General features: G+C 59.3%; 20 protein-coding genes. 6 read left to right on the top strand and 14 right to left on the bottom strand.

Features of this window, described 5'->3' with window-relative positions; translation table 11 throughout:
• Window positions 1–8: 8 nt before the first annotated feature.
• Complete coding sequence (locus tag K5R89_RS09675) at window positions 9–1295, bottom strand: serine hydrolase (protein WP_217259337.1); 1287 nt, start codon at window positions 1293–1295, stop codon at window positions 9–11.
• A 103-nt stretch (window positions 1296–1398) separates the two neighbouring features.
• Between K5R89_RS09675 and K5R89_RS09670 the strand changes: the two genes are divergently transcribed.
• Window positions 1399–2286 (top strand): LysR family transcriptional regulator, encoded by an 888-nt coding sequence (locus K5R89_RS09670; RefSeq protein WP_217259336.1) that lies wholly within the window; start codon window positions 1399–1401, stop codon window positions 2284–2286.
• 58 nt (window positions 2287–2344) lie between these two features.
• On the opposite strand, the gene rplY is transcribed toward K5R89_RS09670, so the two are convergent.
• Window positions 2345–2629, bottom strand: a complete 285-nt coding sequence (gene rplY / locus K5R89_RS09665) for a 50S ribosomal protein L25 (RefSeq protein WP_032453540.1) — start codon at window positions 2627–2629, stop codon at window positions 2345–2347.
• Between the two features lie 136 nt (window positions 2630–2765).
• Window positions 2766–4523, bottom strand: coding sequence for a DEAD/DEAH box helicase (locus tag K5R89_RS09660; protein ID WP_032453539.1), 1758 nt, complete (start codon window positions 4521–4523; stop codon window positions 2766–2768).
• Window positions 4524–4670: 147 nt separating this feature from the next.
• Here K5R89_RS09660 and rsuA point away from each other — a divergent pair, with 147 nt between their 5' ends.
• The 3 genes from rsuA (at window position 4671) to K5R89_RS09645 (ending at window position 7258) form a co-directional block, all read left to right on the top strand.
• Window positions 4671–5390, top strand: a complete 720-nt coding sequence (gene rsuA / locus K5R89_RS09655; protein ID WP_023290466.1) for a 16S rRNA pseudouridine(516) synthase RsuA — start codon at window positions 4671–4673, stop codon at window positions 5388–5390.
• Entirely contained in the window at window positions 5387–6583 is a 1197-nt protein-coding gene (locus K5R89_RS09650) for a Bcr/CflA family multidrug efflux MFS transporter (protein WP_023290465.1), read from the top strand. The genes rsuA and K5R89_RS09650 overlap by 4 nt, the downstream gene beginning before the upstream one ends.
• A gap of 330 nt (window positions 6584–6913) precedes the next feature.
• The gene (locus tag K5R89_RS09645) at window positions 6914–7258 is read left to right on the top strand and encodes a YejG family protein (protein WP_002912974.1); all 345 of its coding nucleotides are present in this window, start codon (window positions 6914–6916) and stop codon (window positions 7256–7258) included.
• A gap of 3 nt (window positions 7259–7261) precedes the next feature.
• On the opposite strand, the gene yejF is transcribed toward K5R89_RS09645, so the two are convergent.
• From yejF to K5R89_RS09600, 9 genes are all read right to left on the bottom strand, one after another.
• Window positions 7262–8851, bottom strand: a complete 1590-nt coding sequence (gene yejF, locus K5R89_RS09640; RefSeq protein WP_135733006.1) for a microcin C ABC transporter ATP-binding protein YejF — start codon at window positions 8849–8851, stop codon at window positions 7262–7264.
• 1 nt (window position 8852) lies between these two features.
• On the bottom strand, window positions 8853–9878 hold the full coding sequence (locus K5R89_RS09635) for a microcin C ABC transporter permease (protein ID WP_217259335.1): 1026 nt from the start codon (window positions 9876–9878) through the stop codon (window positions 8853–8855).
• Window positions 9878–10972 (bottom strand): microcin C ABC transporter permease YejB, encoded by a 1095-nt coding sequence (locus K5R89_RS09630; RefSeq protein WP_004201658.1) that lies wholly within the window; start codon window positions 10970–10972, stop codon window positions 9878–9880. The genes K5R89_RS09635 and K5R89_RS09630 overlap by 1 nt, the downstream gene beginning before the upstream one ends.
• A 9-nt stretch (window positions 10973–10981) precedes the next feature.
• Window positions 10982–12787, bottom strand: coding sequence for an extracellular solute-binding protein (locus tag K5R89_RS09625; protein ID WP_171878771.1), 1806 nt, complete (start codon window positions 12785–12787; stop codon window positions 10982–10984).
• A gap of 68 nt (window positions 12788–12855) precedes the next feature.
• The gene (locus tag K5R89_RS09620; protein WP_217259334.1) at window positions 12856–14418 is read right to left on the bottom strand and encodes a cyclic di-GMP phosphodiesterase; all 1563 of its coding nucleotides are present in this window, start codon (window positions 14416–14418) and stop codon (window positions 12856–12858) included.
• A 187-nt stretch (window positions 14419–14605) separates the two neighbouring features.
• Window positions 14606–15175 carry a bifunctional murein DD-endopeptidase/murein LD-carboxypeptidase gene (gene mepS / locus K5R89_RS09615; RefSeq protein WP_004201653.1) on the bottom strand — a complete coding sequence of 190 codons (570 nt, stop codon included), beginning with the start codon at window positions 15173–15175 and terminating at the stop codon, window positions 14606–14608.
• A 426-nt stretch (window positions 15176–15601) separates the two neighbouring features.
• The gene (locus tag K5R89_RS09610; protein WP_075206790.1) at window positions 15602–16315 is read right to left on the bottom strand and encodes a phosphatase PAP2 family protein; all 714 of its coding nucleotides are present in this window, start codon (window positions 16313–16315) and stop codon (window positions 15602–15604) included.
• A 37-nt stretch (window positions 16316–16352) separates the two neighbouring features.
• Entirely contained in the window at window positions 16353–17330 is a 978-nt protein-coding gene (locus tag K5R89_RS09605; RefSeq protein WP_023290457.1) for a GTP-binding protein, read from the bottom strand.
• A gap of 120 nt (window positions 17331–17450) precedes the next feature.
• On the bottom strand, window positions 17451–18917 hold the full coding sequence (locus K5R89_RS09600; protein WP_086075553.1) for a mannitol dehydrogenase family protein: 1467 nt from the start codon (window positions 18915–18917) through the stop codon (window positions 17451–17453).
• 207 nt (window positions 18918–19124) lie between these two features.
• Between K5R89_RS09600 and uxuA the strand changes: the two genes are divergently transcribed.
• Window positions 19125–20315: a mannonate dehydratase gene (gene uxuA / locus K5R89_RS09595; protein WP_023290455.1), complete on the top strand. Its 1191-nt coding sequence runs from the start codon at window positions 19125–19127 to the stop codon at window positions 20313–20315.
• 71 nt (window positions 20316–20386) lie between these two features.
• Here uxuA and yeiP read toward each other — a convergent pair whose 3' ends face one another.
• Entirely contained in the window at window positions 20387–20959 is a 573-nt protein-coding gene (yeiP, locus tag K5R89_RS09590) for an elongation factor P-like protein YeiP (RefSeq protein ID WP_002912951.1), read from the bottom strand.
• 147 nt (window positions 20960–21106) lie between these two features.
• Here yeiP and K5R89_RS09585 point away from each other — a divergent pair, with 147 nt between their 5' ends.
• On the top strand, window positions 21107–21361 hold the full coding sequence (locus tag K5R89_RS09585) for a YkgJ family cysteine cluster protein (protein ID WP_023290454.1): 255 nt from the start codon (window positions 21107–21109) through the stop codon (window positions 21359–21361).
• 2 nt (window positions 21362–21363) lie between these two features.
• Here K5R89_RS09585 and K5R89_RS09580 read toward each other — a convergent pair whose 3' ends face one another.
• A complete protein-coding gene (locus K5R89_RS09580; RefSeq protein WP_032453533.1) occupies window positions 21364–22296 on the bottom strand; it encodes a LysR family transcriptional regulator in 933 nt (310 codons plus the stop codon).
• Between the last annotated feature and the right edge of the window lie 114 nt (window positions 22297–22410).

Below are 22410 nucleotides of genomic sequence, written 5' to 3'. Positions count from 1 at the left end.
AGGGAGGGTTAACGCAGCTCGCGGGCAATGGCGCTGTACATCAGCGCCGCTTCCAGCGGCTGGGCGTTAAAGGAGGGTTCCGCCTGCGGCCAGGTCGACCACTGGACGATCACCAGGTGTTCCGCGCGGTTCACCATGATCACCTGGCCGTAGATCCCCAGCGCCCACAGCGAGTCTTTCAGCCCTTCCTGCGGCGTCGGCTGGACGTTTTGCGCATTCGCCGGTATGGCGTTATTCCACCACTGATAGCCGTAGATACCTTGCGGATGCGCCGCCGAGACCGAGTTTAGCGCAGTGGTCCAGCTTGCGGCCTGATCGAACCAGCCCGCCGGCACCAGCTGTTTGCCGTTGCTTAACCGACCATCGCGGGCGACGAATTCGCCGAAGCGGCCCCAGTCTTCAAGGGTGGCGTTAAAGCCGTGGGCGCCGACATCGTGCTTCCCTTGCTGATAAGCATGCCATACGCCGTCGTGGGCCATCCCGGCTGGCTGCCACAGCGACTGCTCAAGCCAGGCGGCCAGCGACATGCCGGTGGCGCGCTCCAGGATATCGCCCAGCAGCCAGGCGCCGCCGGAAGAGTAGGACCACTGCTCGCCCGCCGGATGTTTGCGCGCCAGGCCGGTGACGATCTTGCGCACGCAGGCATAGGCCCCGGGCTGCGCCTCGCACTGGGTCAGGCGGGCGAAGTGCGACTGCGGGTCGGTGTAGTCTTCATTCCATTCCACACCGCTGGTGTGCTGCATCAACTGTTTCAGCGTCACGCCGTCCCAGGCGGTGCCTTTCAGTTCGGGTTCATAAACGGTAATCAGATCATCAAGGGAGTGGATCTTACCCTGCTGAATGGCGATGCCCACCAGCGTCGAGACCACCGATTTTCCCACCGAGCGTGAGGTCCACAGGGTGGTATCGGTGTTGCCGTCGCCAAGATATTTCCAGGCGACTTTGCCGTCTTTCAGCACCAGCATACCGCTGACGTTCTCGCGCTTCAGGTAATCCTGCAGGGTCCAGGTGTGGCCGTTGAGGGTATAGCGGGCATCGGTCAATTGTTTTTCAGCGCGTTCCAGCGGCGCCGAGGCGCCGTGGCGGAAAACATCGCCGGCATAGTTGCGATAGTCATTGCGAAAGCCAATCACGCGTGAAGTCTGATCCCAGCTGAGCATATCTTTGGCGGCGGGTAGCGTTTGGTCGTAAGGCGTTGGGCAGATATCCAGCGTCAGGTCGCCGCAGCGTTGTGCCATTGCCGCGGCCGGCAGCGCCGCCAGGATTAACGCCAGGGCCAGTGGTTTTCTTATCATCATCCTTTCCTCGTTTGCCATAGATTCGCATCGCAGTATATAAATCGGCGCGCGGCGGCTAAAATCAGTAAAGGGGGGATTTTCCCCCGCAAGGGAGAGAAGGATGAAAACCCTGCAGTATTCTTTCGCGCAGATTGAAGCATTCGCCACCATCGCCGAGACCGGTAGCCTGTCGCGGGCGGCCATTCGGTTAGGTAAAGACCGAACCACGCTGCGCGATCTGCTGGACTATCTGGAAGATGCGCTGGGCTATCGGCTGTTCAGCCGGGAAGGGCGTACCCTGACCTTAACCGCCGAAGGGGAGCAGCTTTTTCGTCAGGCGCATCTGCTGTTGCGCCAGGCGCAGGCTTTCGAGTCTTTTGCGCAAACGCTGCCGCAAACCGCCGGGCAGGCGCTGCGTCTGGTATACGATCCCTTTATCCCACGTGATTTTCTCTGCGCGCTGGCCGATACGCTGGCCCGGCGGCAGATCCGGTTAAGCTGCTGGAGCGCCTCGCGGCGCGAAGCCGAGCAGGCGCTGAGCGATGGCGTGGCGGATATGGCGATGTGCCAGGCCAACAACCGCACGCTGGGCAGCGAAATGGAGTGGCGGGCGCTCGGCACCGTGGATCTGCGTTTCTACGCGGCGGACCGCCTGTTCCGGGATGCCGCGCGGCCGCTGACGCTGCTGAATCTGTCGTTGACGCCGCAGCTGGTGATGCACCGGCGCAGCGACGATCAGATTGCCCGCCGGCTGCAGATCTCCGGCCATACGCTGTATATGAGCGAAATTACCCTGCTGCGCCATGCGATGGAGCAGGGGAGGGGCTGGGGGTTTTTACCGGACCATTTGCGGCCAGGCGAGTGGCGGGGAGTCGGTGAAATCGCGACGGAGGTCGGCAGTCAGGGGCTTAACGTCACCATGGTGATGCTCTGGCTGCCCGGAATGAATAAGCACCGGCTGCTGAGCGACATCGTGGACGAGGCGCCGGCGCTTTGGCGGCGCGGATAACAAAACGCCCCGGAGCCGAAGACCCCGGGGCGCTTGCCATACAACTTGCTATCGGCGATTACGCGCGAACGAAGTCGATGTGAGTCAGTTTCGGCTTGAACGCGTGGCGCTGAACAGCCTGAACTTTGACTTTTTCTTCTTTGCCATCAACAACGACGGTCAGAACTTCGCCGTAAAACTCAGCTTTGCTCTGCATGTTCCATACTTTGTCGTGGTCCAGTTCGATAGCAACCGGAGCAGCTTCGCCACCGTAGATGATTGCCGGGAACTTGTTAGCTGCGCGCAGGCGGCGGCTCGCACCCTTACCCTGCTCTTTACGTACTTCTGCGTTGATAGTAAACATTGATGTCTCTCTATATATAAAGCCTGCTACAGGCGACCCAGCAACAGGCGGATTATCTGCTTTGCGAATGCAAAAGCGGGCGGCATTATAGCCGCCAAACGACACACGGGCAATCAAAACCTCAGCTTTCGGGTGATTAACGCAGCTCGTTGGCGCGGCGAAAACGCCCCTGATAATCGAACACTTTTTCCCGCACCTGCCAGTACTGGCCTTTCATGCGGGCGACGACAAAGTCCGGATGGCGCAGCAGCGCCTGCTGGGCCACGATATCCGCCGGTGTTATCCAGCGCAGCGGCACTCCCGGCGTGCGGGTATGCGGGCGGATAAACAACTGCTCAAAGGCGGTACGCTGGGCGGGCGTTTGCAGACGGAAGCGCTCACTGACGTCGGCGCCGTCCTCATCGTAGTAGGTGATTTTCAGCCACGGGCCTTTCTCGTCGCTACCGTGCTGCAGGGCCATGCCGCTGCAGCGCAGCACCAGCGCGTCCTTCAGCTTCAGCGCCGCCTTCAGCATGTCGTCCGGGTCAACCAGAATGGTGTCGCACTCCCGGCAGCGACGGGCGGCGATATCGTTTTCCGCGTTGCACTGCGGGCAGTTTTTGAAGCGAAAGCGGAAGTCGCACTGTTCGCGGTGGCCGTCGTCGTCTTCGAACCACCCCTGGCAGCGGCGGCCAAAATGCTCAATCAAGGTGCCGTCGGCGGTGGTTTTTCCCCAGAAGGTGTTGGCGAAGCCGCAGGCCGGGCAGAAGACCTGCACCGGCACGTTGTCGCTTTTGCCCTTCGGCGTCCCCACTTCCGGGGCGTACAGGTCGTGCGGGTTGCCGGCGTAGTCGAGGATCAGACAGTCAGTTTTTCCCGGCGCCAGGCGCAGGCCGCGGCCAACGATCTGTTGGTAAAGACTCACCGACTCGGTGGGGCGGAGGATAGCGATCAGGTCGACGTGCGGGGCGTCGAAGCCGGTGGTTAGCACCGCGACGTTCACCAGATAGCGATACGCCTGCGCTTTAAACGCCTCGATGATGCGATCTCGCTCCGGACCCGGGGTTTCCCCGGTGATCAGCGCCGCCTGGCCTGCCGGCAGCAGGCCGGTCACTTCCCGGGCGTGCTCCACGGTGGCGGCGAAGATCATCACCCCTTTGCGGCTTTCGGCGAACTCCACGATCTGGCTGACGATATGCGGTGTAATGCGCTGCTGTTTTTTCAGTTCGTGATTAAGATCGGCCTCGCTGAACAGGCCGTTGCTTTGCGCCTGCAGGCGGCTGAAATCGTACTGTACCACCGGCATATCGAGGCGTTCCGGCGGCGTCAGGTAGCCGTGCTTAATCATATAGCGCAGCGGCAGCTCATAGATGCAGTCGCGGAACAGCGCTTTTTCATCGCCACGCACCATCCCGTGGTAGTGGAACTGATAGATCCACCCCTTGCCGAGGCGGAACGGGGTCGCCGTCAGGCCGAGCAGCCGGAGCTGCGGGTTGACCTGCCGCAGGTGGCTGATGATCTGCTGATACTGGCTGTCGTCATCATCGCTGATGCGGTGGCATTCATCGACGATCAGCAGCGAAAACTCGCTGCGAAATTGCGCCAGATTGCGCGCCACCGACTGCACGCTGCCGAACACCACTTTGCCGTGGCTCTCTTTACGCTGCAGTCCGGCGGCAAAGATATCCGCCTCGAGGCCAAGGGCGCAGTATTTAGCATGATTCTGCGCCACCAGCTCTTTGACGTGGGCCAGCACCAGCACGCGGCCGCGGGCCAGTCGGGCAAGCTCGGCGATCACCAGGCTTTTGCCCGCGCCGGTGGGCAGGACAATCGCCGCCGGCTCGGTATGGCGACGAAACCAGGCGAGGGTGGCATCGACGGCTTCTTGTTGGTAGGGACGTAATGTAAAAGTCATGAATTCACGGGGCTAATTAACTCGCGAATAGTATGCCATGAATCTTTTCCCTTGAGTGGTGTTAAGAGCCCGTTATACTAGCCAGTGAATTTCTTCTTTTTCGGGCGATTTGCCCGCTCCAGCACTTTGACAGGCTAAAAAAATCTCATGCGACTTGATAAGTTTATCGCTCAGCAGCTTGGCGTCAGCCGGGCTATTGCCGGGCGTGAAATCCGCGGCAGCCGCGTTACCGTGGACGGCGACATTGTAAAAGATGCTTCCTTTAAGCTTCAGCCGGAGCACGAGGTGGAGTATGACGGGAACACGCTGACCCAGCAGAACGGCCCGCGCTATTTTATGCTCAACAAGCCGCAGGGGTACGTCTGTTCCACCGACGATCCCGATCATCCGACTATCCTCTATTTCCTCGACGAGCCGGTGGCGCATAAGCTGCACGCCGCCGGTCGGCTGGATATCGACACCACCGGACTGGTGCTGATGACCGATGACGGCCAATGGTCGCACCGCATTACCTCGCCGCGACACCACTGTGAAAAAACCTATCTGGTGGCGCTGGAAAGCCCGCTGGCGGAAGGGACCGCGGAGCTGTTTGCCAAAGGCGTCCAGCTGCATAACGAAAAAGATCTCACCAAACCGGCGGTGCTGGAAGTTATCACTCCGACCGAAGTGCGCCTCACCATTAGCGAAGGCCGCTACCATCAGGTGAAACGCATGTTCGCCGCCGTGGGCAACCACGTGGTTGGCCTGCATCGGGAACGCATCGGCGACATCCTGCTGGATGAATCTCTGGCGCCGGGTGAATATCGTCCGCTGACGGAAGCGGAAATCGCCAGCGTGGGCGCCCCGCAGCCACGGAGCAAAACGTGACGCTGAAGCAAAATTCGTCTCTGGGGATTGTCTTTATCCTTGGCCTGCTGGCCATGCTGATGCCGCTGTCGATCGATATGTATCTCCCGGCCCTGCCGGTGATCGCTGCCCAGTACCACGTGCCGGACGGCAGCGCGCAGATGACCCTCAGCACCTATATCCTCGGCTTTGCGCTGGGGCAGCTGCTGTACGGTCCGATGGCCGACAGCCTCGGCCGCAAGCCGGTGATCCTCGGCGGAACGCTGGTCTTCGCCGCGGCGGCGGTGGCCTGCGCCCTGTCGCAGACCATCGAGATGCTGATCGCCATGCGCTTCTTCCACGGTCTGGCGGCCGCGGCGGCCAGCGTGGTGATTAACGCCCTGATGCGCGATATCTATCCGAAAGATGAGTTTTCGCGGATGATGTCGTTTGTCATGCTGGTGACGACCATTGCGCCGCTGGTGGCGCCGATGGTCGGCGGGGCGGTGCTGGTCTGGTTCAGCTGGCATGCCATCTTCTGGATCCTCGCCCTGGCGGCCCTGCTGGCGTCGCTGATGATCGGCCTGTTTATCCGCGAAACGCTGCCGGCTGAAAGGCGTCAGCCGTTCCACCTGCGCACCACGATGGGTAACTTTGCCACCCTGTTCCGCCATAAGCGGGTCCTGAGCTATATGCTGGCGAGCGGCTTCAGCTTCGCGGGCATGTTCTCTTTTCTTAGCGCCGGGCCTTTCGTCTATATCAATATTAACCACGTCGCGCCTCAGCACTTTGGCTACTATTTTGCGCTGAACATTGTCTTTCTGTTCCTGATGACCATGTTCAACAGCCGGTTTGTGCGGCGGGTAGGGGCGTTGCGCATGTTCCGCGCCGGGCTGTGGATCCAGTTTGCCATGGCGGTGTGGATGGTGGTTTGCGCCCTGCTCGACGTCGGCTTCTGGTCGCTGGTCATCGGCGTGGCGGCCTTCGTTGGCTGCGTATCGATGGTGTCGTCGAACGCTATGGCGGTGATCCTCGATGAGTTTCCGCATATGGCGGGCACCGCTTCGTCGCTGGCGGGGACTTTCCGCTTTGGTATCGGGGCGATTATCGGCGCGCTGCTGTCGATGGCCACCTTTACCACCGCCTGGCCGATGCTGATCTCCATCGCCTTCTGCGCCACCAGCTCTATTTTCTTCTCCCTTTACGCTTCCCGCCGGCGAAAAATCGCACGCTAGGTCACATTTTCAGGGGCGAAATCGCCCCTTTCTTGATGCACGTCAACCGCAATGGGCTTCAGGGTTCTGCGATTTGTTTCCTTTATGTAAAATCAATTAGTGTAAAAAGTCGCATTGTTGCGATAAAAAAGTTGTTTTGGATCACAGAAACGGGTACATATAGCGCCAATCGGCTTGCCGGGTTAAAAAATAACACGCTGGAATATAAGCGCTTAACCCTGGGCCGCCGCGGCTGTAAACGTTTTCTGCGTCTGAGCAGGACTATTTGTCAACAGTGTGTTAATATTGATGTAAATTTATTGTGAAGCCTTTTGCTTCCGGGGAAACCACGTGAATACACAACAACTCTCTATCGTACACCGTCTGCCGCAGAGCTATCGCTGGCTGGCCGGTTTTGCGGGTTCCAGAGTTGAACCGATTCCGCAAAACGGCGCGCAGAACGAAAACAGTCTCGTCGCCCTGAAGTTGCTGAGTCCGGACGGTGAAAAAGCCTGGCCGGTAATGCATAAGCTCAGCCAGGCGTTAAGCGACATCGAAGTCGACTGTTCCGTTCTGGAGTGCGAAGGCGAGCCCTGCCTGTTCGTTAATCTGCAGGATGAGTTTGCCGCCACCTGTCGTCTGAAAAACTTTGGCGTGGCGATCGCCGAGCCCTTCTCCGGCAATAACCCTTTCTGACCGTCAGCTTAGCGCCAGCAGCTGGCGGGTATACTTATGCCGGGGCGCGCTGAAGACGGACTGGCACTCGCCCTGTTCGACCACCACTCCCTGCCGCAGCACCATCACCTGGTGACACAGCGCGCGCACCACGCCTAAATCATGGCTGATAAAAATATAGGCCAGCTGATGCTTCAGCTGTAATGCTTTCAGCAGATTCAGGATCTGCGCCTGAACGGTTTTATCCAGCGAGGAAGTCGGCTCGTCGAGGACGATCAGCTGCGGCTTGACGATTAACGCTCTGGCGATGGCGATACGCTGGCGCTGGCCGCCGGAGAAAGCCGCCGGGTAGCGCTGGCGGCTGGCCGGGTCGAGGCCGACCTCCTGCATGGCAAGGATCACCGCCTGTTCGCGTTCAGCCGCCGTCAGCGTCGGCTGGTGGACGCGCAGGCCCTCCTCAATGATCTGCTGCGCCGTCAGGCGCGGATTGAGCGACGAGTTCGGATCCTGAAAAACCACCTGCATCTGTCGGCGCAGCGGCAGCAGCTGTCGGCGACCGCGTCCCTGAATCGGCTGGCCGGCAAAGGTTATCTTGCCCTCGGAGGGGATCAGGCGCAGCAGCGCCAGACCGGTCGTGCTTTTGCCGGAACCCGATTCTCCCACCAGACCCAGCGCCTCGCCGGCCCGTAGCTGGAAATGGAGATCATTGACCACCCGATGGTGATCGACCACCCGACGCAGGATCCCCCGGCGAATGGGGAACGCCACCTGTAACGCCTCCGCCTGCAGCAGCACCGGGGCATCGGCGGCCAGCGGCACCGGCTCGCCGTCCGGTTCGCTATCCAGCAGGCGTTGGGTGTAAGGATGGGCCGGCGCGCTAAACAGCGCCCGACAGTGATTGTGCTCCACGCAGCGGCCGTTCTGCATCACCGCCACCCGGTCAGCCAGCTGGCGGACGATGCTCAGGTTATGGGTGATAAACAGCATCCCCATGTTCAGCTCCCGCTTTAGCTCGCGCAGCAGCTGCAGAATTTGCGCCTGCACTGACACATCGAGGGCGGTGGTCGGCTCGTCGGCGATCAACAGCTCCGGGCGCGTCAGCAGCGCCATGGCGATCATCACCCGCTGGCGCTCGCCGCCCGAGAGCTGGTGCGGATAGTCCGCCAGCCGCCGCGGCGCCTGACGGATCCCGACGCGCTCCAGGCAGTCGAGGATCTCTCCGCGTGCCGCCTCTTTGCGCATTCCCCGGTGTAACGACAGCACCTCGTAGAGCTGTTTTTCCAGGGTATGCAGGGGATTGAGCGACACCATCGGCTCCTGAAAGATCATCGCGATCCGGTTGCCGCGCACGCCGCGCAGGGTCGCCTCATCCGCATGCAGCAGCGACTGGCCATGAAAACAGATATCGCCGCTGGGGTAGCTGGCCGGCGGGGTAGGGAGCAGCCGCAGCACCGACAGGGCGGAGATGCTCTTACCGGAGCCGGATTCCCCCACCAGGGCCAGCGTTTCGCCGGCCGCCACCTCGAGCGACAGATTATGCACGACGGTCTGCGTCTCCCCCTGCTGGCGAAAGGCGATAGAGAGATTGTCGATAGCTAACAGCGGGTGGGTCATATTACACCGCCTTACTGGGGTCAAAGGCGTCGCGCACCGCTTCACCGATGAAAATCAGCAGCGTCAGCAGCACGGCGACAGAGAGAAACGCGGCAATGCCCAGCCAGGGCGTCTGCAGGTTGTTTTTGCCCTGCAGGAGCAGCTCACCGAGGGAGGGCGAGCCGAGCGGTAGGCCGAAGCCGAGAAAATCCAGCGACGTCAGGGTGGTAATAGAGCTGCAGAGAATAAAAGGCAGGAAGGTGAGGGTCGCCACCATCGCGTTGGGCAGCATATGCCGCAGGATGATCTGCCGGTCGCTGACCCCTAACGCCTGCGCCGCCCGGATGTAGTCGTAGTTGCGGGTGCGGAGAAATTCAGCGCGCACCACGCCCACCAGCGTCATCCAGCCAAACAGGACGGTGATCGCCAGCAGCCACCAGAAGCCCGGCTGCACGACGCTGGAGAGCAGGATGATCAGAAACAGCGTCGGCATACCGGACCAGACTTCGATAAAACGCTGCCCCCAGAGGTCGATTTTACCGCCGTAATAACCTTGTATCGCACCGGCCAGCACCCCCAGCACGCTGGAGAACAGCGTCAACAGCAGACCAAACAGTACCGAGATGCGCGTCCCATAAAGGATCCGCGCCAGCACATCGCCGCCGTTGGCGTCGGTGCCGAGCCAGTTGCTGGCCGAGGGCGGCGATGGAAAAGGAACCGTGCTGGCAAAATTGATCGTCGTCGCGCCGAAGCGCACCGGCGGCCAAAGCGCCCAGCCGTGGCTGGCCAGCTGCTGCTGCAGCCAGGGATCCTGATAGTCGGCGGCGGTGGCGAATGCGCCGCCGAAGGTCTGCTCGGTATAGTTTTTTAACACCGGGACGTACAGCTGGCCCCGGTACTGCACCAGCAGCGGCCGATCGTTGGCCAGCAGCTCAGCCCCCAGGCTGCAGAGGAAGAGGATTAAAAACAGCCACAGCGACCAGTAACCGCGACGGTTGTGGCGAAAGCGCGCCCAGCGGGCCTGATTAACGGGACTGAAGAACGACATTAGCGGCCCTCAAAATCAATACGCGGGTCGACCAGCGTATAGCTGATATCGCTGACGATATTCAGCAGCAGGCCGATCAGGGTGAAAATATAGAGCGTGCCGAACATCACCGGATAGTCGCGGGAGACCGTCGCTTCATAGCCCAGCAGCCCCAGACCATTCAGGGAGAACATCACTTCGATCAGCAGCGAGCCGGTAAAGAACATACTGATAAAGGTGGCCGGGAAACCGGCGATCACCAGCAGCATGGCGTTGCGGAACACGTGTCCCCAGAGGATCTGTTTCTCACCGACGCCTTTGGCGCGGGCGGTGACTACATACTGTTTGCGGATCTCGTCAAGGAAGCTGTTTTTAGTCAGCATGGTCAGGGCGGCAAAGCCGCCGATCACCGTCGCCAGCACCGGCAGGGTGATGTGCCACAGATAGTCGAGGATCTTTTCATACCACGGGAGGGTGTCGAAGTTTGGCGAGACCAGACCGCGCAGCGGGAAGAGGTCGAAATAGCTACCGCCGGCGAAAATCACGATCAGCAGGATGGCGAACAGAAAGGCGGGGATCGCATAGCCAATGATAATCAGCGTACTGCTCCAGATGTCAAAGCGGCTGCCGTTGCTGACGGCTTTGCGGATACCCAGCGGAATGGAGACCAGATAGATGATCAGCGTGCTCCACAGCCCGAGGCTCACCGAGACCGGCAGGCTGTCTTTAATCAGCTGCAGCACGGAGGCGCTGCGAAACAGGCTGTCGCCAAAATCAAAGCGCAGATAATCGCCCAGCATCTTCAGGTAGCGCTCGTGCAGCGGTTTGTCGAAGCCGTAGCGGTGGGTGATCTCGGCGATGACTTCCGGATCGAGGCCGCGCCCCCCGCGATAGTGACCCTCGCTGATATTGCCGGCGCCGGTACGGGCATGGCTGGCACCCATCCCGCCGTCGCCGGCGCCTGGCATTCCGCCGTGCTGACCAAATTCGATGGCGGCGATGGCCTGGTCGACCGGGCCGCCGGGAGCGATCTGTACAATAAAAAAGTTAATGGTAATGATGGCCCACAGGGTGGGGATCACTAACAGCAAACGGCGGATCAGGTAGCTGCCCATGGTATGTCCTTAGCGTCTGTCCGCGGGGAGGGTGGCCGCTTTGTTCGCGTCATACCACCAGGTATCAAGGCCGGACGAATAAATGGGGCGGGTTTGGGGGAACGAGAATTTATTCCACCACGCGGTGCGGTCCTGCGCCATATACCACATCGGCAACATGTAGTGGTTCCAGGTGAGGACGCGGTCCAGCGCCCGGCCAAGCGGGATCAGCTTCTGCTTATTACCCTGCCACTGCAGGATCTGCGCAATCAGTTTATCCACCACCGGACTTTGCACCCCCGGCGCGTTGTAGCTGGAGTGAATATAGTCCGACGCCCAGGAGATTTGCAGGTCAGTGCCCGGCCAGGGCATGGCGCGCCACAGGCTCGGCATCATGTCGTAATCGCGGCTGCGGCGGCGGTTGCTGTACTGCGAGTTATCCACCTGACGAATATCCATGACGATCCCCAGGCGCTGCAGGTTGTGCTGAAACGGCAGCACCCAGCGGTCATTGCTTCCGGCCGGCATCAGCAGTTCAAAGCGCAGCGGCTTGCCGGTGGCGGCGTTAACCCGGCGCTGGTTCTTCACCGTCCAGCCCGCCGCGTTAAGCAGGGCGTCGGCTTGGAGTAAGTTGGCGCGGTCGAAGCCATCGCCGCGGGAGACCGGCGGTTGGTACACCTGGCTGAAGAGCTCGGGGGGCAGTTCGTTTTTCATCGGCGTCAGCAGGGCCAGCTCGGCCGCGTCGGGCAGGCTGCGGGCGGCATATTCGGTGTTCTGGAAATAGCTGTTGGCGCGCTGATACGCGCTGTAAAACAGCGCCTTGTTCATCCATTCAAAATCAAACGCCAGGGTAATGGCCTCCCGCACCCGGCGATCGGCGAATACCGGGCGCTGAATATTGAACGCCAGCCACTGGGTATCCTGCGCCGAGGTGTTGGCATACTCCTCTTTAATGATGTAGCCGCGGCTGAAGTTGCGGCCAAAGTAGCGGGTGGCCCAGTTTTTGGCGACCGTCTCTTCCCGGCGGTCGACGGCCCCGGCTTTAAAGGCTTCGAAAGCGACGTTGTCGTCAAGATAATAGTCATAGCGCAGCGTATCGAAGTTCCAGCGACCGCGGTTGACCGGCAGGTCGGCCGCCCAGTAGTCGGCGACCCGGGAATAGGTAATATACTGTCCCATCCGCCAGGCGCTGATGCGGTAGGGCCCGCTGGCCAGCGGCGGCTTTGACAGCGGGTCGCTGAGTTTGTGATGACGCCAGAACGCCTCGGGCATCACCGGCAGGCTCAGCAGGCTCAGCATGTTCTCTTTACCGGGCTGGCCGAGGTCGATACGCACGGTCAACGGCGCGATGGCCTTCACGGTGGTGCCTTTATAAAAGAGGCGGAACTGCGGCACCCCTTCGGTCATAAACTTATTAAAGGTAAAAGCGACATCGCGGGCGGTGATTGGCGTGCCGTCGTGAAAACGGGCGCGCGGGTTGAGGGCGATCTCCATCCATGAATAGTCCCCGGCGTAGCGCGCCCGTTCGGCAATCAGCGGATAGTAGCTGCCGGGCTCATCATCCGAGGTGGTGAACAGGGGATCGTAGAGCGCCTCAGTGCGTACCGCGGGATTGCCGCGCAGCGCGTAGCGGTTGAAGTTGTCAAAGGTGCCGATCGCCGCCAGGGTGAGGGTGCCGCCTTTCGGCGCCTGTGGATTAACATAATCAAAATGGCTGAAACCGGCGGCGTATTTGGGTTCGCCGATAATCGCGAAGGCGACGCTTTCCTGAATGGATTGCGCTTTAGCGCTCAGGCTAAACAGAGCAAGCAGAAGCAGAAAAAGTCGCGCATACATAGGCGGCAGAATACCCTGTCATAGCCGGCCCCCGTGGCCGACTTCTGTTCCCGCATCATAAGTGAGACTTAACGCGTTGTGAAATAATTCGCGGGTTCATCGTGCGCGGCCACTAGCGCCGCCAGCGACAGCGGCCGGCTGATCCAGTACCCCTGCAGGAAATGCACTCCCTGAGCGCGGAGCCACTCCGCCTGCTCCTGGGTCTCCACCCCTTCGGCAACGGTCATCAATTTCAGCCGACGGCTGAGGGTCAGCACCGCATCCAGCACTGGCGAGGTGACGGTTTCGGTGCCGATCGCCTGCACAAAGCCGCGATCGATCTTCAGATAATCGAAGTTATAGCGTTCGAGATAGATCAACGCGCTATGCCCGGTGCCAAAATCATCGATCGCGATTTCAAAACCGTGCTGGTGCAGCCAGGCGAAGTTAGCGACCGATTTTTCTTTGTCAATCATCGCCCGCTCTGTGACCTCCAGCACCACGTGAAAATGGCCGGCGGGCAGCGCGGCGGCGAAGCGCAGCATATCGTCGCGGAAGCTGTCGGCCTGCAGATGGGCGGGGGAAATATTGAGCCCCAGCTTGACGCCGTGCGGCAGAATACGCTTCAGCGCCGGCGCGTCGCGGGCGATCAGCGCCAGCAGGTGATCGGTCAGCGGCACGATCATCTGCTGGGTTTCCGCGAGGTTAATAAAGACGTCAGGCGGAATTTCGCCCACCACCGGATGGCGCCAGCGCATCAGGACCTCCACGCCGCTGATACGCAGAGTCTGGGCATTCACCACCGGCTGATAGACGACGTAGAACTGGTTGTTTTTGATCCCCAGCAGAATGGATTTTCGCGGATCGGATTTGATCGACAGCACGTAATAGCAGAGCAGCCCCGCCAGCAGGCCGCACACCACCCCGAGCAGCAGAGCAAACTGCGTATTTTCCGCCAGCCAGCTGTTGGCATACAGGTAGACCTTGAGGGGGAAACCGTCGATCTGCACTTCGCGGATAGGCACGTTATGCAGCGTTTGCGGATCCACCAGCCGGTTACTGAAGGTGGAGATAGCGGTGTGGCCGATGACCAGCGCAATACCGCTGAAATCATTCTGCCGTGCGGAATAGAGGATATACGGCGTGAGATTGGCGTTAATCGACACGAAAATGCCGCTGTTTTCATCACCGGGTTTGCCTACCCATAGCGCCAGCGCCGCGCTCTTCGGCATCATCGGCGTGCCTGGCAAAATCGCCATATCAAGGGGTTTGCGGATATCAATGGCCGGGATCAGCTGGGTGAGGGGAGTATTCATGGCGCCGGTTGCCGAGGAGCAAAAGGCCACGCCGTTTTTGACCAGCAGGAAAGCGCGGACGTTAGGGCTGAACGCGGCGTGGGAGGTGAGCCCGGAGTCAATATTCTCGCAGGGCTGCTCCACCAGCGGCTGCAGGCCGTCAATGGTCTGGCGCAGGTCGTGAAAATAGCTTTTCAGATAGGTATTAACATTGTTGATAATGGCGTCGAAACGCTCGGCCCGGTTATGGTAAATCACCATAAATTGAATGCTGCCAGCCAGTAGCGCGACGATAATGCCCACGCACAGGCTGGTTAGCCAGGTTTTACGCTGGGGCGAAAAGTAGCAAGTCAGCATAGCTATAGTCTTTCCGTGTTATTGATGCGCAGCAACGGGTTGTCAGTCGTCGTTTTTCTCATTCCCACTTAAAAGACATAGCTTATTTTGCGTCGTTCAGAATCAGGTGGCAAAAAAAAACACTGCCGGGGCAGTGTTTTTTATCCCGCTTCCAGCCAAGGGATAACCGGCGGCGGTAGAGGACAGTTTACGAGCGGCTCAGAACTCGACGCGCTTCGTTGTAGCGCTTTTTCCAGTATGGCTCATCCATGCTGGAGATGGTCACTCCGCTGCTGGTAGAGGCGTGAACAAACTGGTTGTTGCCGAGGTAGATCCCGACATGGCGGCCGGTAGAGCCGGCGCGGAACAGAACCAGATCGCCAGTACGCAGCTGGGTACGGGAAATCGATTTTCCGGTTTCCTGCTGTTCAGAAGTTGAACGCGGCAGTTCCAGACCAAATTGTTCGCGGAAGGTGCGCTGCACGAACGCCGAGCAGTCGATACCTTTGCGAGTGCTGCCGCCGAGGCGGTAACGCACGCCTTTCCAGCTGGCATACTGATCCATTAAACGGGACTTCACGTCCAGGTTACGGACCATCGTTTCAAATTCATCCTGAGAGGCTTGCAGTGATGATAAATCGCCACTACCCACAGCATGCGTCTCAGAATGCATATTCCTGGCGGTACTTGTTGAACTACACGCGGAAAGCAGAACCGCTACTGCAATCGCGGGGGCTACCCGCAAGATGTATCTCAAAATCGGCTGAGATTTGACCATGCTGTTTATTTTCCCTTGTTGTCCTTAACGACAATGTCGTTATAAAAAATGCCAAACGTGTTAGAGCCTAAATACCCATCCGCAATGAGACAATTCCTTAAGCTTAAATTTGTGCAGTCACGCACAATTTTATTCAGGGCCTGAATTAATGTTGCGGAAAAGGCAAAACGAGAACGAGATTACCCTATCAAACGCCGCATGGCGAGCGGTTTTGCGCGATTTCTTATAAGTATTTTGGTGACAAAAAGTGAATCATCGGGAAAGGCCAAAATTGCGGCAATTACGGGCAAAAAACAGACAATTCCTTCATTTGTCACGGGATTAATGTGACAAGAAGATGAACGTGATGTTGAAAAAAAGGACAATTGAAAAAAGGGACCCAAAAGGTCCCCTTATAGATAATGCCCCTGGCGGCGGCCCGCGGCTTTATTTGGCCGATATTCCGCCGGGTAAGTAGCGATCGAAAAAGGCGATCAGTTTATCGCTCAGCGGCGTCATCAATACCCAGGGCGCGCCAATCAGCACGGCGGTCAGAGAGCCGACGGCAATATCGCTGAACCAGTGGGCGCCAATCATCACCCGCGGGAAAGCAAAGACCACAAATATCACCAGCGCCACGGCCAGCGCGCGGCGACCAAAATAGCGCCACATAAAGCTCGCGAAGATCAGCAGCATCATCCCATGATCGCCGGGGAAGCTGTCCTTGGAAGCATCCTTAGTGGGGAAGTTAACGACGTCGCTGACGCGGGTGACATCGCTGAAAAACAGCGACGGACTGGCGCGCTGAACCGGCATCAGGTGCTGCGCCAGCTGGTTGATGATCACCGCCGCCAGCAGCATTACCACGCCCATAATAGCGATCTGACGACGGCCTGCCGCCGGCGCCTTGAGCCAGTAGCTGAGCATCAGGCAACCCATCGCCAGCAGCGAGCAGGCGTCGAAGGCGCGATTGTTGATGATCGCCAGCAGCCAGGCGTAAGCGCGGCTGACGCTGACGCCATGGTTAAAGAAATGGAAGATCGCGGCGTCTACCGGCGCCCACGCGCCGTGGTTGGCTGGCAGATACCAGGAGCAAAATAGCGCCACACCCGCGATGTTAAGCAGCAGGATTAAAGGAATTCGGTTTTTCATCATAGCCATTGCGATTTTGTGACAGTCGGCGGCAACCTTAGCCGCCTTAACTTAAACGAAGCCTCAACAATGAGGTCTGGAGCGCGTTCCAGTCGGCTTCATGGGCGGAGATAAGCTCGATGCGGCTATCGGGCGGGGCGACGCTAAGGGTCTCGATATGCAGATCCTCGCCCTGGCGGTTGATCCGCACCGCCCCTTCGGCAATGCGCAGCACACCTTTGACGCGCGCCACCGGCGCCAGCCGGGCCCACTCCAGCAGGGCGATGGTGTCAAAGACCGTTTCCGCGTCGAAGATCCAGCCGCAGGCCTGATAGCCCTGGCCGCTGTTAAGGTGGCGGCGCCAGCGCTGGTGTTCCGCCAGACTAAGGGCGGCGAGACCGGCTGTTGGGGGATGGCGGTGGGCGTGCTCCGCGCTCGCCGGCAGCGGGGCGGTGTTGCGCCGCGGTTCATCAAGCAGGGCCAGGTCGATATTACCCTGGGTCGCCGACACCTGGCGGCGATCGCCGCCCCAGCGTTGCCACCAGTCGACAAACGCCTGAGCGCTTTCGGGCGTTTCCCGATCGCTTTTATTGGCCACGATGATATCCGCCGCCGCCAGCTGGTCACGAAAGTTGTCGTTGTTGACCGCTTTCTCGTCCAGTAGCTGACGCGGATCGAGAATGCACAGGGTCGCGCGCAGATCGATCCAGGGTTCATACACCGCCGCGGTGAGGATATCGAGGATCTGCTTTGGATGGCCAAGTCCGGTGGGCTCAATCAACAGACGATCGGGTTTCCCCTGGCGCAGCAGGGTATTCAGCCCGACCTGCATCGGCAGGCCATTGACACAGCACATGCAGCCGCCGGGGATCTCCTTGAGCAGGGCGCCGCTGTCGGCCAGCAGGGCGCCGTCTATCCCGACTTCGCCAAACTCGTTAACCAGTACGGCCCATTTTTCATCCGCAGGCTTCTGCGCCAGCAGATGAAGAATCGAGGTCGTCTTACCGCTGCCGAGAAAGCCGGTGATCAAATTGGTTCTGGTCACTCTTTTCTCCAGGATAAATGTAATGTTGTAACAGTTACGCCTATCCTGACGAAAAAAGAGGGAAAAGAGAAGTCCTGAGGCGGACAGAAGGAAATTCTGTCCGCATAAGCGCAAATATTGTTAAGAATTGAGCGCGCGGGCAACCGCCTCGCGAGCGCCGTGCATCGCCAGCTGCTGCCAGGCGGCGCGGATCCCGGCGACAAACTGCGCGTTGCGCGGCAGGTCGCGGCCAAATATTTCCTCCAGACCCAGCAGGGCGTCAACGCGCTGCTGCTCATCGCTCTGCGCCACCCGCTGCTGGATCTTGTCCACCAGCGGATCGCGGACGTCGATGGCCTGACCGGCATCGTCCGTACCGCTGACGTAGCGCATCCAGCCGGCTACGCCGAGGGCCAGCAGCGGCCAGCGGCTGCCGCGCTCAAGATGCACGCGAATACCGTCGAGCATACGCTGGGGCAGCTTCTGGCTGCCGTCCATGGCGATTTGCCAGGTACGGTGTTTGAGCGCCGGGTTGCTGAAGCGCGCGATCAGGCTGTCGGCATAGGCCGCCAGATCGACGCCGGTAATGGTCAGCGTCGGGGCCTGTTCGTCAAGCATCAGCTGGCGGGCGGCGCGGCGGAAGACCTCATCCTGCATGCAGTCGCTGACGTGCGCATGACCTGCCAGATAGCCAAGCCAGGCGAGGAAAGAGTGGCTGCCGTTGAGCATCCGCAGCTTCATCTGCTCCCAGGGCAGCACGTCGTCGGTCATCTGCACGCCCGCCGTCTCCCAGGCGGGGCGCCCGGCGACAAAGTGGTCTTCGACCACCCACTGAATGAAGGGTTCGCAGCTGATGGCGCAGGGATCTTCCACCCCCAGCACGGCGGCGATTTCCGCCAGCGACTCCGCGGTGGCGGCGGGAACAATGCGATCCACCATGGTGCCCGGGAAGCTGACGTTGTCGGCGATCCAGCTCGCCAGCGCCGGACTGCGTTTTTCCGCCATGCCGAGGACGGCATTTTTCACCACGTGGCCGTTGTCGGGAATGTTATCGCAGGAGAGCACGGTAAAGGGCGGCAGGCCCCGTTCCCGGCGGCGGGCCAGCGCTTCAACTAAAATACCGGGAGCCGACTGCGGCAGCGTCGGATTTTCCAGATCGTGAACGATACGCGGATGCGTCGGATCCAGCTTGCCGGTCGCCGGATCGATGCAATAGCCTTTTTCCGTGATGGTCAGCGAGACAATCGCTACCTGCGGCTCGCAAAATTTCTCGATAATCGCCGCCAGCGAATCGAGCCTGGCGTTCAGGCATTCGTGCACCGCGCCGATAACAATGGGCTGATTACCGTCGGCGCCTTTTTCCAGTACGGTAAACAGGTGGTCCTGTTCGCGAAGCTGGCTCATCAGCGTATCGCCGCTGAACAGACTGATTTCGCAGATCCCCCAGTCGCCGCCGATGTTATTCAGCACGCGATCGGTCAGCAGCGCCTGGTGCGCGCGATGAAACGCGCCAAAGCCGAAATGGACAATACGCGAGCGGAGCTGGCTGCGATCGTACTGAGGACGTTGCACGTTTTCCGGTAGCGTAGCGGTTGCAATTGTTGTCATTCTTTACACACCTGTTTAACTGCTTATTAACATTGCCAGTCTAAAGTTATATGACAGGAAATTAAATTGGTAAGCCGAAATTATCCGCTGACTGTGAGCTGGATCAATCAATGCGCCGGCACTGTTTGCAGCCTGACGAGAAACATGTATGGTAGTCGTCATGATTGTCGCCATTATTGGTATAACAACTTTTGTGAGGGCATAGCGATGGAGCAAACCTGGCGGTGGTATGGGCCGAACGATCCGGTATCGCTTGATGATGTACGACAGGCGGGGGCGACCGGGGTCGTCACTGCGCTGCACCATATTGCAAACGGTCAGGTCTGGCCGGTCGACGAGATTAAAGAGCGTCAGGCGCTGTTAGCGGCGAAAGGGCTGACCTGGTCGGTGGTCGAAAGCATTCCGGTGCACGAGGATATTAAAACCCACAGCGGACAGTATGCGACCTGGATTGCCAACTATCAGCAGAGCATCCGCAACCTCGCGGCCTGCGGCATCGATACCGTATGCTACAACTTTATGCCGATCCTCGACTGGACGCGCACCGATCTGGAATATGAGCTGCCGGACGGCTCCCGGGCGCTGCGTTTCGATCAGATCGCCTTCGCCGCCTTTGAACTGCATATCCTCAAACGCCCGGGGGCGGAAGCGGATTACAGCGAAGAAGAGCAGCGCCAGGCCGAGGCGTATTACAAGGCGATGAGCGAAGCGGACATTGAGAAACTGACCCGCAATATCATCGCCGGCCTGCCGGGGGCGGAAGAGGGCTACACCCTCGACCAGTTCCGCGCGCGCCTGGCGGAATATGACCACATCGATAAAGCGCAGCTGCGCGAAAATATGGCCTATTTCCTGCGGGCCATCGTACCGGTGTGCGAAGAGGTGGGGATCCGACTGGCAGTGCATCCGGACGATCCGCCGCGGCCGATCCTTGGCCTGCCGCGTATCGTGTCGACCATCGAAGATATGCAGTGGCTGAAAGAGACAGTGGACAGCATCAATAACGGCTTTACCATGTGCACCGGATCCTATGGCGTCCGCGCCGATAACGATCTGGTGAAGATGGTGGAGACCTTTGGCGATCGCATCCACTTTACCCATCTGCGCGCCACCTGCCGCGAGGCGAACCCGAAAACCTTCCACGAGGCGGCGCACCTTAGCGGCGACGTCAATATGGTGGCGGTGGTGGATGCGATTCTGCGTGAAGAGCAGCGGCGTAAACAGGCCGGCGATCTGCGCCCGATCCCGTTCCGTCCGGATCATGGTCATCAGATGCTGGACGATCTGCGCAAGAAAACCAACCCAGGCTATTCGGCGATTGGCCGTCTCAAGGGGATGGCGGAAGTGCGCGGCGTGGAGCTGGCGCTGAAGATGACCAAATACCCTGAACTGCTGTAATCGCGGCAACGGGGATAACAAAAAGGACAGCCAGCGGCTGTCCTTTTTTCTGCTCAACTCGTCACGGAAAATTAATCCGCGCGGCCCATATAGCGGCACTCTTCGATATGAATGCGGATTTTCTCACCGGTGGTCAGGTATTCCGGCACCTGAATCACCAGGCCGGTGCTCATGGTGGCGGGCTTGGTGCGGGAGCTGGCGGATGCCCCTTTAATACCCGGCGCGGTTTCGATAATTTCCAGGTCCACGGTCTGCGGCAGCTCAAGCGCCAGCAGCTGGCCGTCCCAGGTCAACACCTGCATATCCGGCATGCCGCCTTCCGGAATAAACTGCAGCTCTTCTTCGATCTGCTCTTTCGTGAAGGTGTAAGGGGTGTAGTCTTCTTTATCCATGAACACGTATTCGTTGCCATCGACATAGGAGAAGTCAACGAAACGGCGGGTCAGGGTCACGGTATCGACGATATCGTCGCCTTTGAAGCGCTCTTCTACTTTCAGGCCGGTACGCACATCGGAGAAGCGCATTTTATACAGTGTCGCAGCACCGCGGGCGCTGGGTGACTGAATATCGATATTTTTCACAATCAGCAGCTTGCCGTTGTAATTCAGCACCATACCTTTTTTAATTTCATTCGCTCTTGGCATTGCAGTAATCCTGTCACTTAACGAGTCAAAAATATCGCGTAAAACTACTCGCGCCCGGGCGTTCAGGCAAGTGGAATTCGCGAGTTTTGCTATCTTCTGGCAAAACGTTTAGGCTGTGGCGCAAAATGAGCGTTTGGGAGCTGGGTTGTGGAATGTCGTACTGATTGTGGCGCATGTTGCATCGCCCCCTCTATATCCTCGCCGATCCCCGGCATGCCGCAGGGCAAGCCGGCCAATACCCGCTGTATTCAGCTCTCCGAGCACAATCTGTGCCTGATTTTCGGCTCCCCACTGCGTCCGAAGGTGTGCGCCAGCCTGCAGCCCTCGCCGGAGATGTGCTTCACTCATCGTGATGACGCCATCACCTGGCTGCTGGAGCTTGAGCTGGCCACCGCGCCCTGAGCTTAAAGCAGCAAATGAGACAGGTTTTTGATATGGACGCTGAGGCCGTCCAGCAGCGCCTGGACGCGTAGCGGAAGAATGTCCCGTCGCTGGTAGATAAGCCAGGCCTGCAGATCGATACAGCGCTCCTTCTTCAGACAGGGAACCAGCTGTCCTGCCGCCAGCTCGGTGGCGAGTGAATAGTAGGGCGCATAAACGATCCCCATCCCCAGCTTCGCCAGCTCCACCGCCGGCAGCGTGTTATCGCACACGAATCCCCCCTTTACCGTGAGATTGAGCGGTTTGCCGTTTTTGCTTTTGAAGGTCCAGATATTGTCGCTGCCGCCCAGCATGCGCAGGGTGATGCACTCATGATCCACCAGCGCCTCCGGCTCGGCGATAGGGTGTTGCGCCAGGTAATCCGGGGAGGCGAAGACGCCGGTGCGAAAGCGGGTGAAGGGGCGGGCGATAAGGTTTTCATTCTGTGGCTTAAAGGGGCTTATCAGCAGATCGCAGTCGCTATTGAAAATGGCGCCGTATTTCTGTTCCCGCTCGCTGGCGTTGCGGGTGACCAGATTGATCTGCAGCTCCGGCAGCGTTTTTCTTAGCGCCGGCAGAATATAGCGCCCGAGAAACTGGTGGATGCCGATGGGCGCCCCAAGGGTGACGACGCCCTGCAGCGTGTTTTTATAACGGTCGGCGAGGTTGATAAGCTGCTCATGCTGCTCAAGAACGGCGCTGCTGGCGTGAATAAACTGCTCGCCGAACTCGGTACGCACCAGTTCCCTGGCGGTGCGCAGAAAAATGGCCAGGCCGACTTTCCGCTCCACGCTGGTCAGCGTCCGTGAGACGTTAGACTGGGGCATATTCAGGCGCTGTGCTGCCCGGCTTACGCTGGCGGTTTCGGCGATGGCGCAGAGGATCCTCAGCTCATCCATTTTAAAGTCTTTCAACATCTTATCGCTGCCTGATATTGATGGTATATCAAAAATGATATACCAGTTTGGCGGAATTGCCATGTGATTTATTGATCTGCTGAACGTATGATGGCCTTTGCCGTGAACAGTCGG

Source organism: Klebsiella sp. TF21-TM (assembly GCF_019753495.1).
Taxonomy (GTDB): domain Bacteria; phylum Pseudomonadota; class Gammaproteobacteria; order Enterobacterales; family Enterobacteriaceae; genus Klebsiella; species Klebsiella quasipneumoniae.
The sequence above is the reverse complement of the archived record's forward strand: the minus strand, read 5'-3'. Positions and strand labels throughout refer to the sequence as shown.

Excerpts from the sequence above, each read along its gene's own strand:
- yeiP (WP_002912951.1), bottom strand. The coding sequence starts at position 20,959 with ATGCCAAGAGCGAATGAAATTAAAAAAGGTATGGTGCTGAATTACAAC.
- K5R89_RS09625 (WP_171878771.1), bottom strand. The coding sequence starts at position 12,787 with ATGTATGCGCGACTTTTTCTGCTTCTGCTTGCTCTGTTTAGCCTGAGC.
- rplY (WP_032453540.1), bottom strand. The coding sequence starts at position 2,629 with ATGTTTACTATCAACGCAGAAGTACGTAAAGAGCAGGGTAAGGGTGCG.
- K5R89_RS09630 (WP_004201658.1), bottom strand. The coding sequence starts at position 10,972 with ATGGGCAGCTACCTGATCCGCCGTTTGCTGTTAGTGATCCCCACCCTG.
- uxuA (WP_023290455.1), top strand. The coding sequence starts at position 19,125 with ATGGAGCAAACCTGGCGGTGGTATGGGCCGAACGATCCGGTATCGCTT.
- rsuA (WP_023290466.1), top strand. The coding sequence starts at position 4,671 with ATGCGACTTGATAAGTTTATCGCTCAGCAGCTTGGCGTCAGCCGGGCT.
- yejF (WP_135733006.1), bottom strand. The coding sequence starts at position 8,851 with ATGACCCACCCGCTGTTAGCTATCGACAATCTCTCTATCGCCTTTCGC.
- K5R89_RS09660 (WP_032453539.1), bottom strand. The coding sequence starts at position 4,523 with ATGACTTTTACATTACGTCCCTACCAACAAGAAGCCGTCGATGCCACC.
- K5R89_RS09600 (WP_086075553.1), bottom strand. The coding sequence starts at position 18,917 with ATGACAACAATTGCAACCGCTACGCTACCGGAAAACGTGCAACGTCCT.
- K5R89_RS09675 (WP_217259337.1), bottom strand. The coding sequence starts at position 1,295 with ATGATAAGAAAACCACTGGCCCTGGCGTTAATCCTGGCGGCGCTGCCG.
- K5R89_RS09610 (WP_075206790.1), bottom strand. The coding sequence starts at position 16,315 with ATGGCTATGATGAAAAACCGAATTCCTTTAATCCTGCTGCTTAACATC.
- K5R89_RS09670 (WP_217259336.1), top strand. The coding sequence starts at position 1,399 with ATGAAAACCCTGCAGTATTCTTTCGCGCAGATTGAAGCATTCGCCACC.
- K5R89_RS09580 (WP_032453533.1), bottom strand. The coding sequence starts at position 22,296 with ATGTTGAAAGACTTTAAAATGGATGAGCTGAGGATCCTCTGCGCCATC.
- K5R89_RS09635 (WP_217259335.1), bottom strand. The coding sequence starts at position 9,878 with ATGTCGTTCTTCAGTCCCGTTAATCAGGCCCGCTGGGCGCGCTTTCGC.
- K5R89_RS09620 (WP_217259334.1), bottom strand. The coding sequence starts at position 14,418 with ATGCTGACTTGCTACTTTTCGCCCCAGCGTAAAACCTGGCTAACCAGC.
- mepS (WP_004201653.1), bottom strand. The coding sequence starts at position 15,175 with ATGGTCAAATCTCAGCCGATTTTGAGATACATCTTGCGGGTAGCCCCC.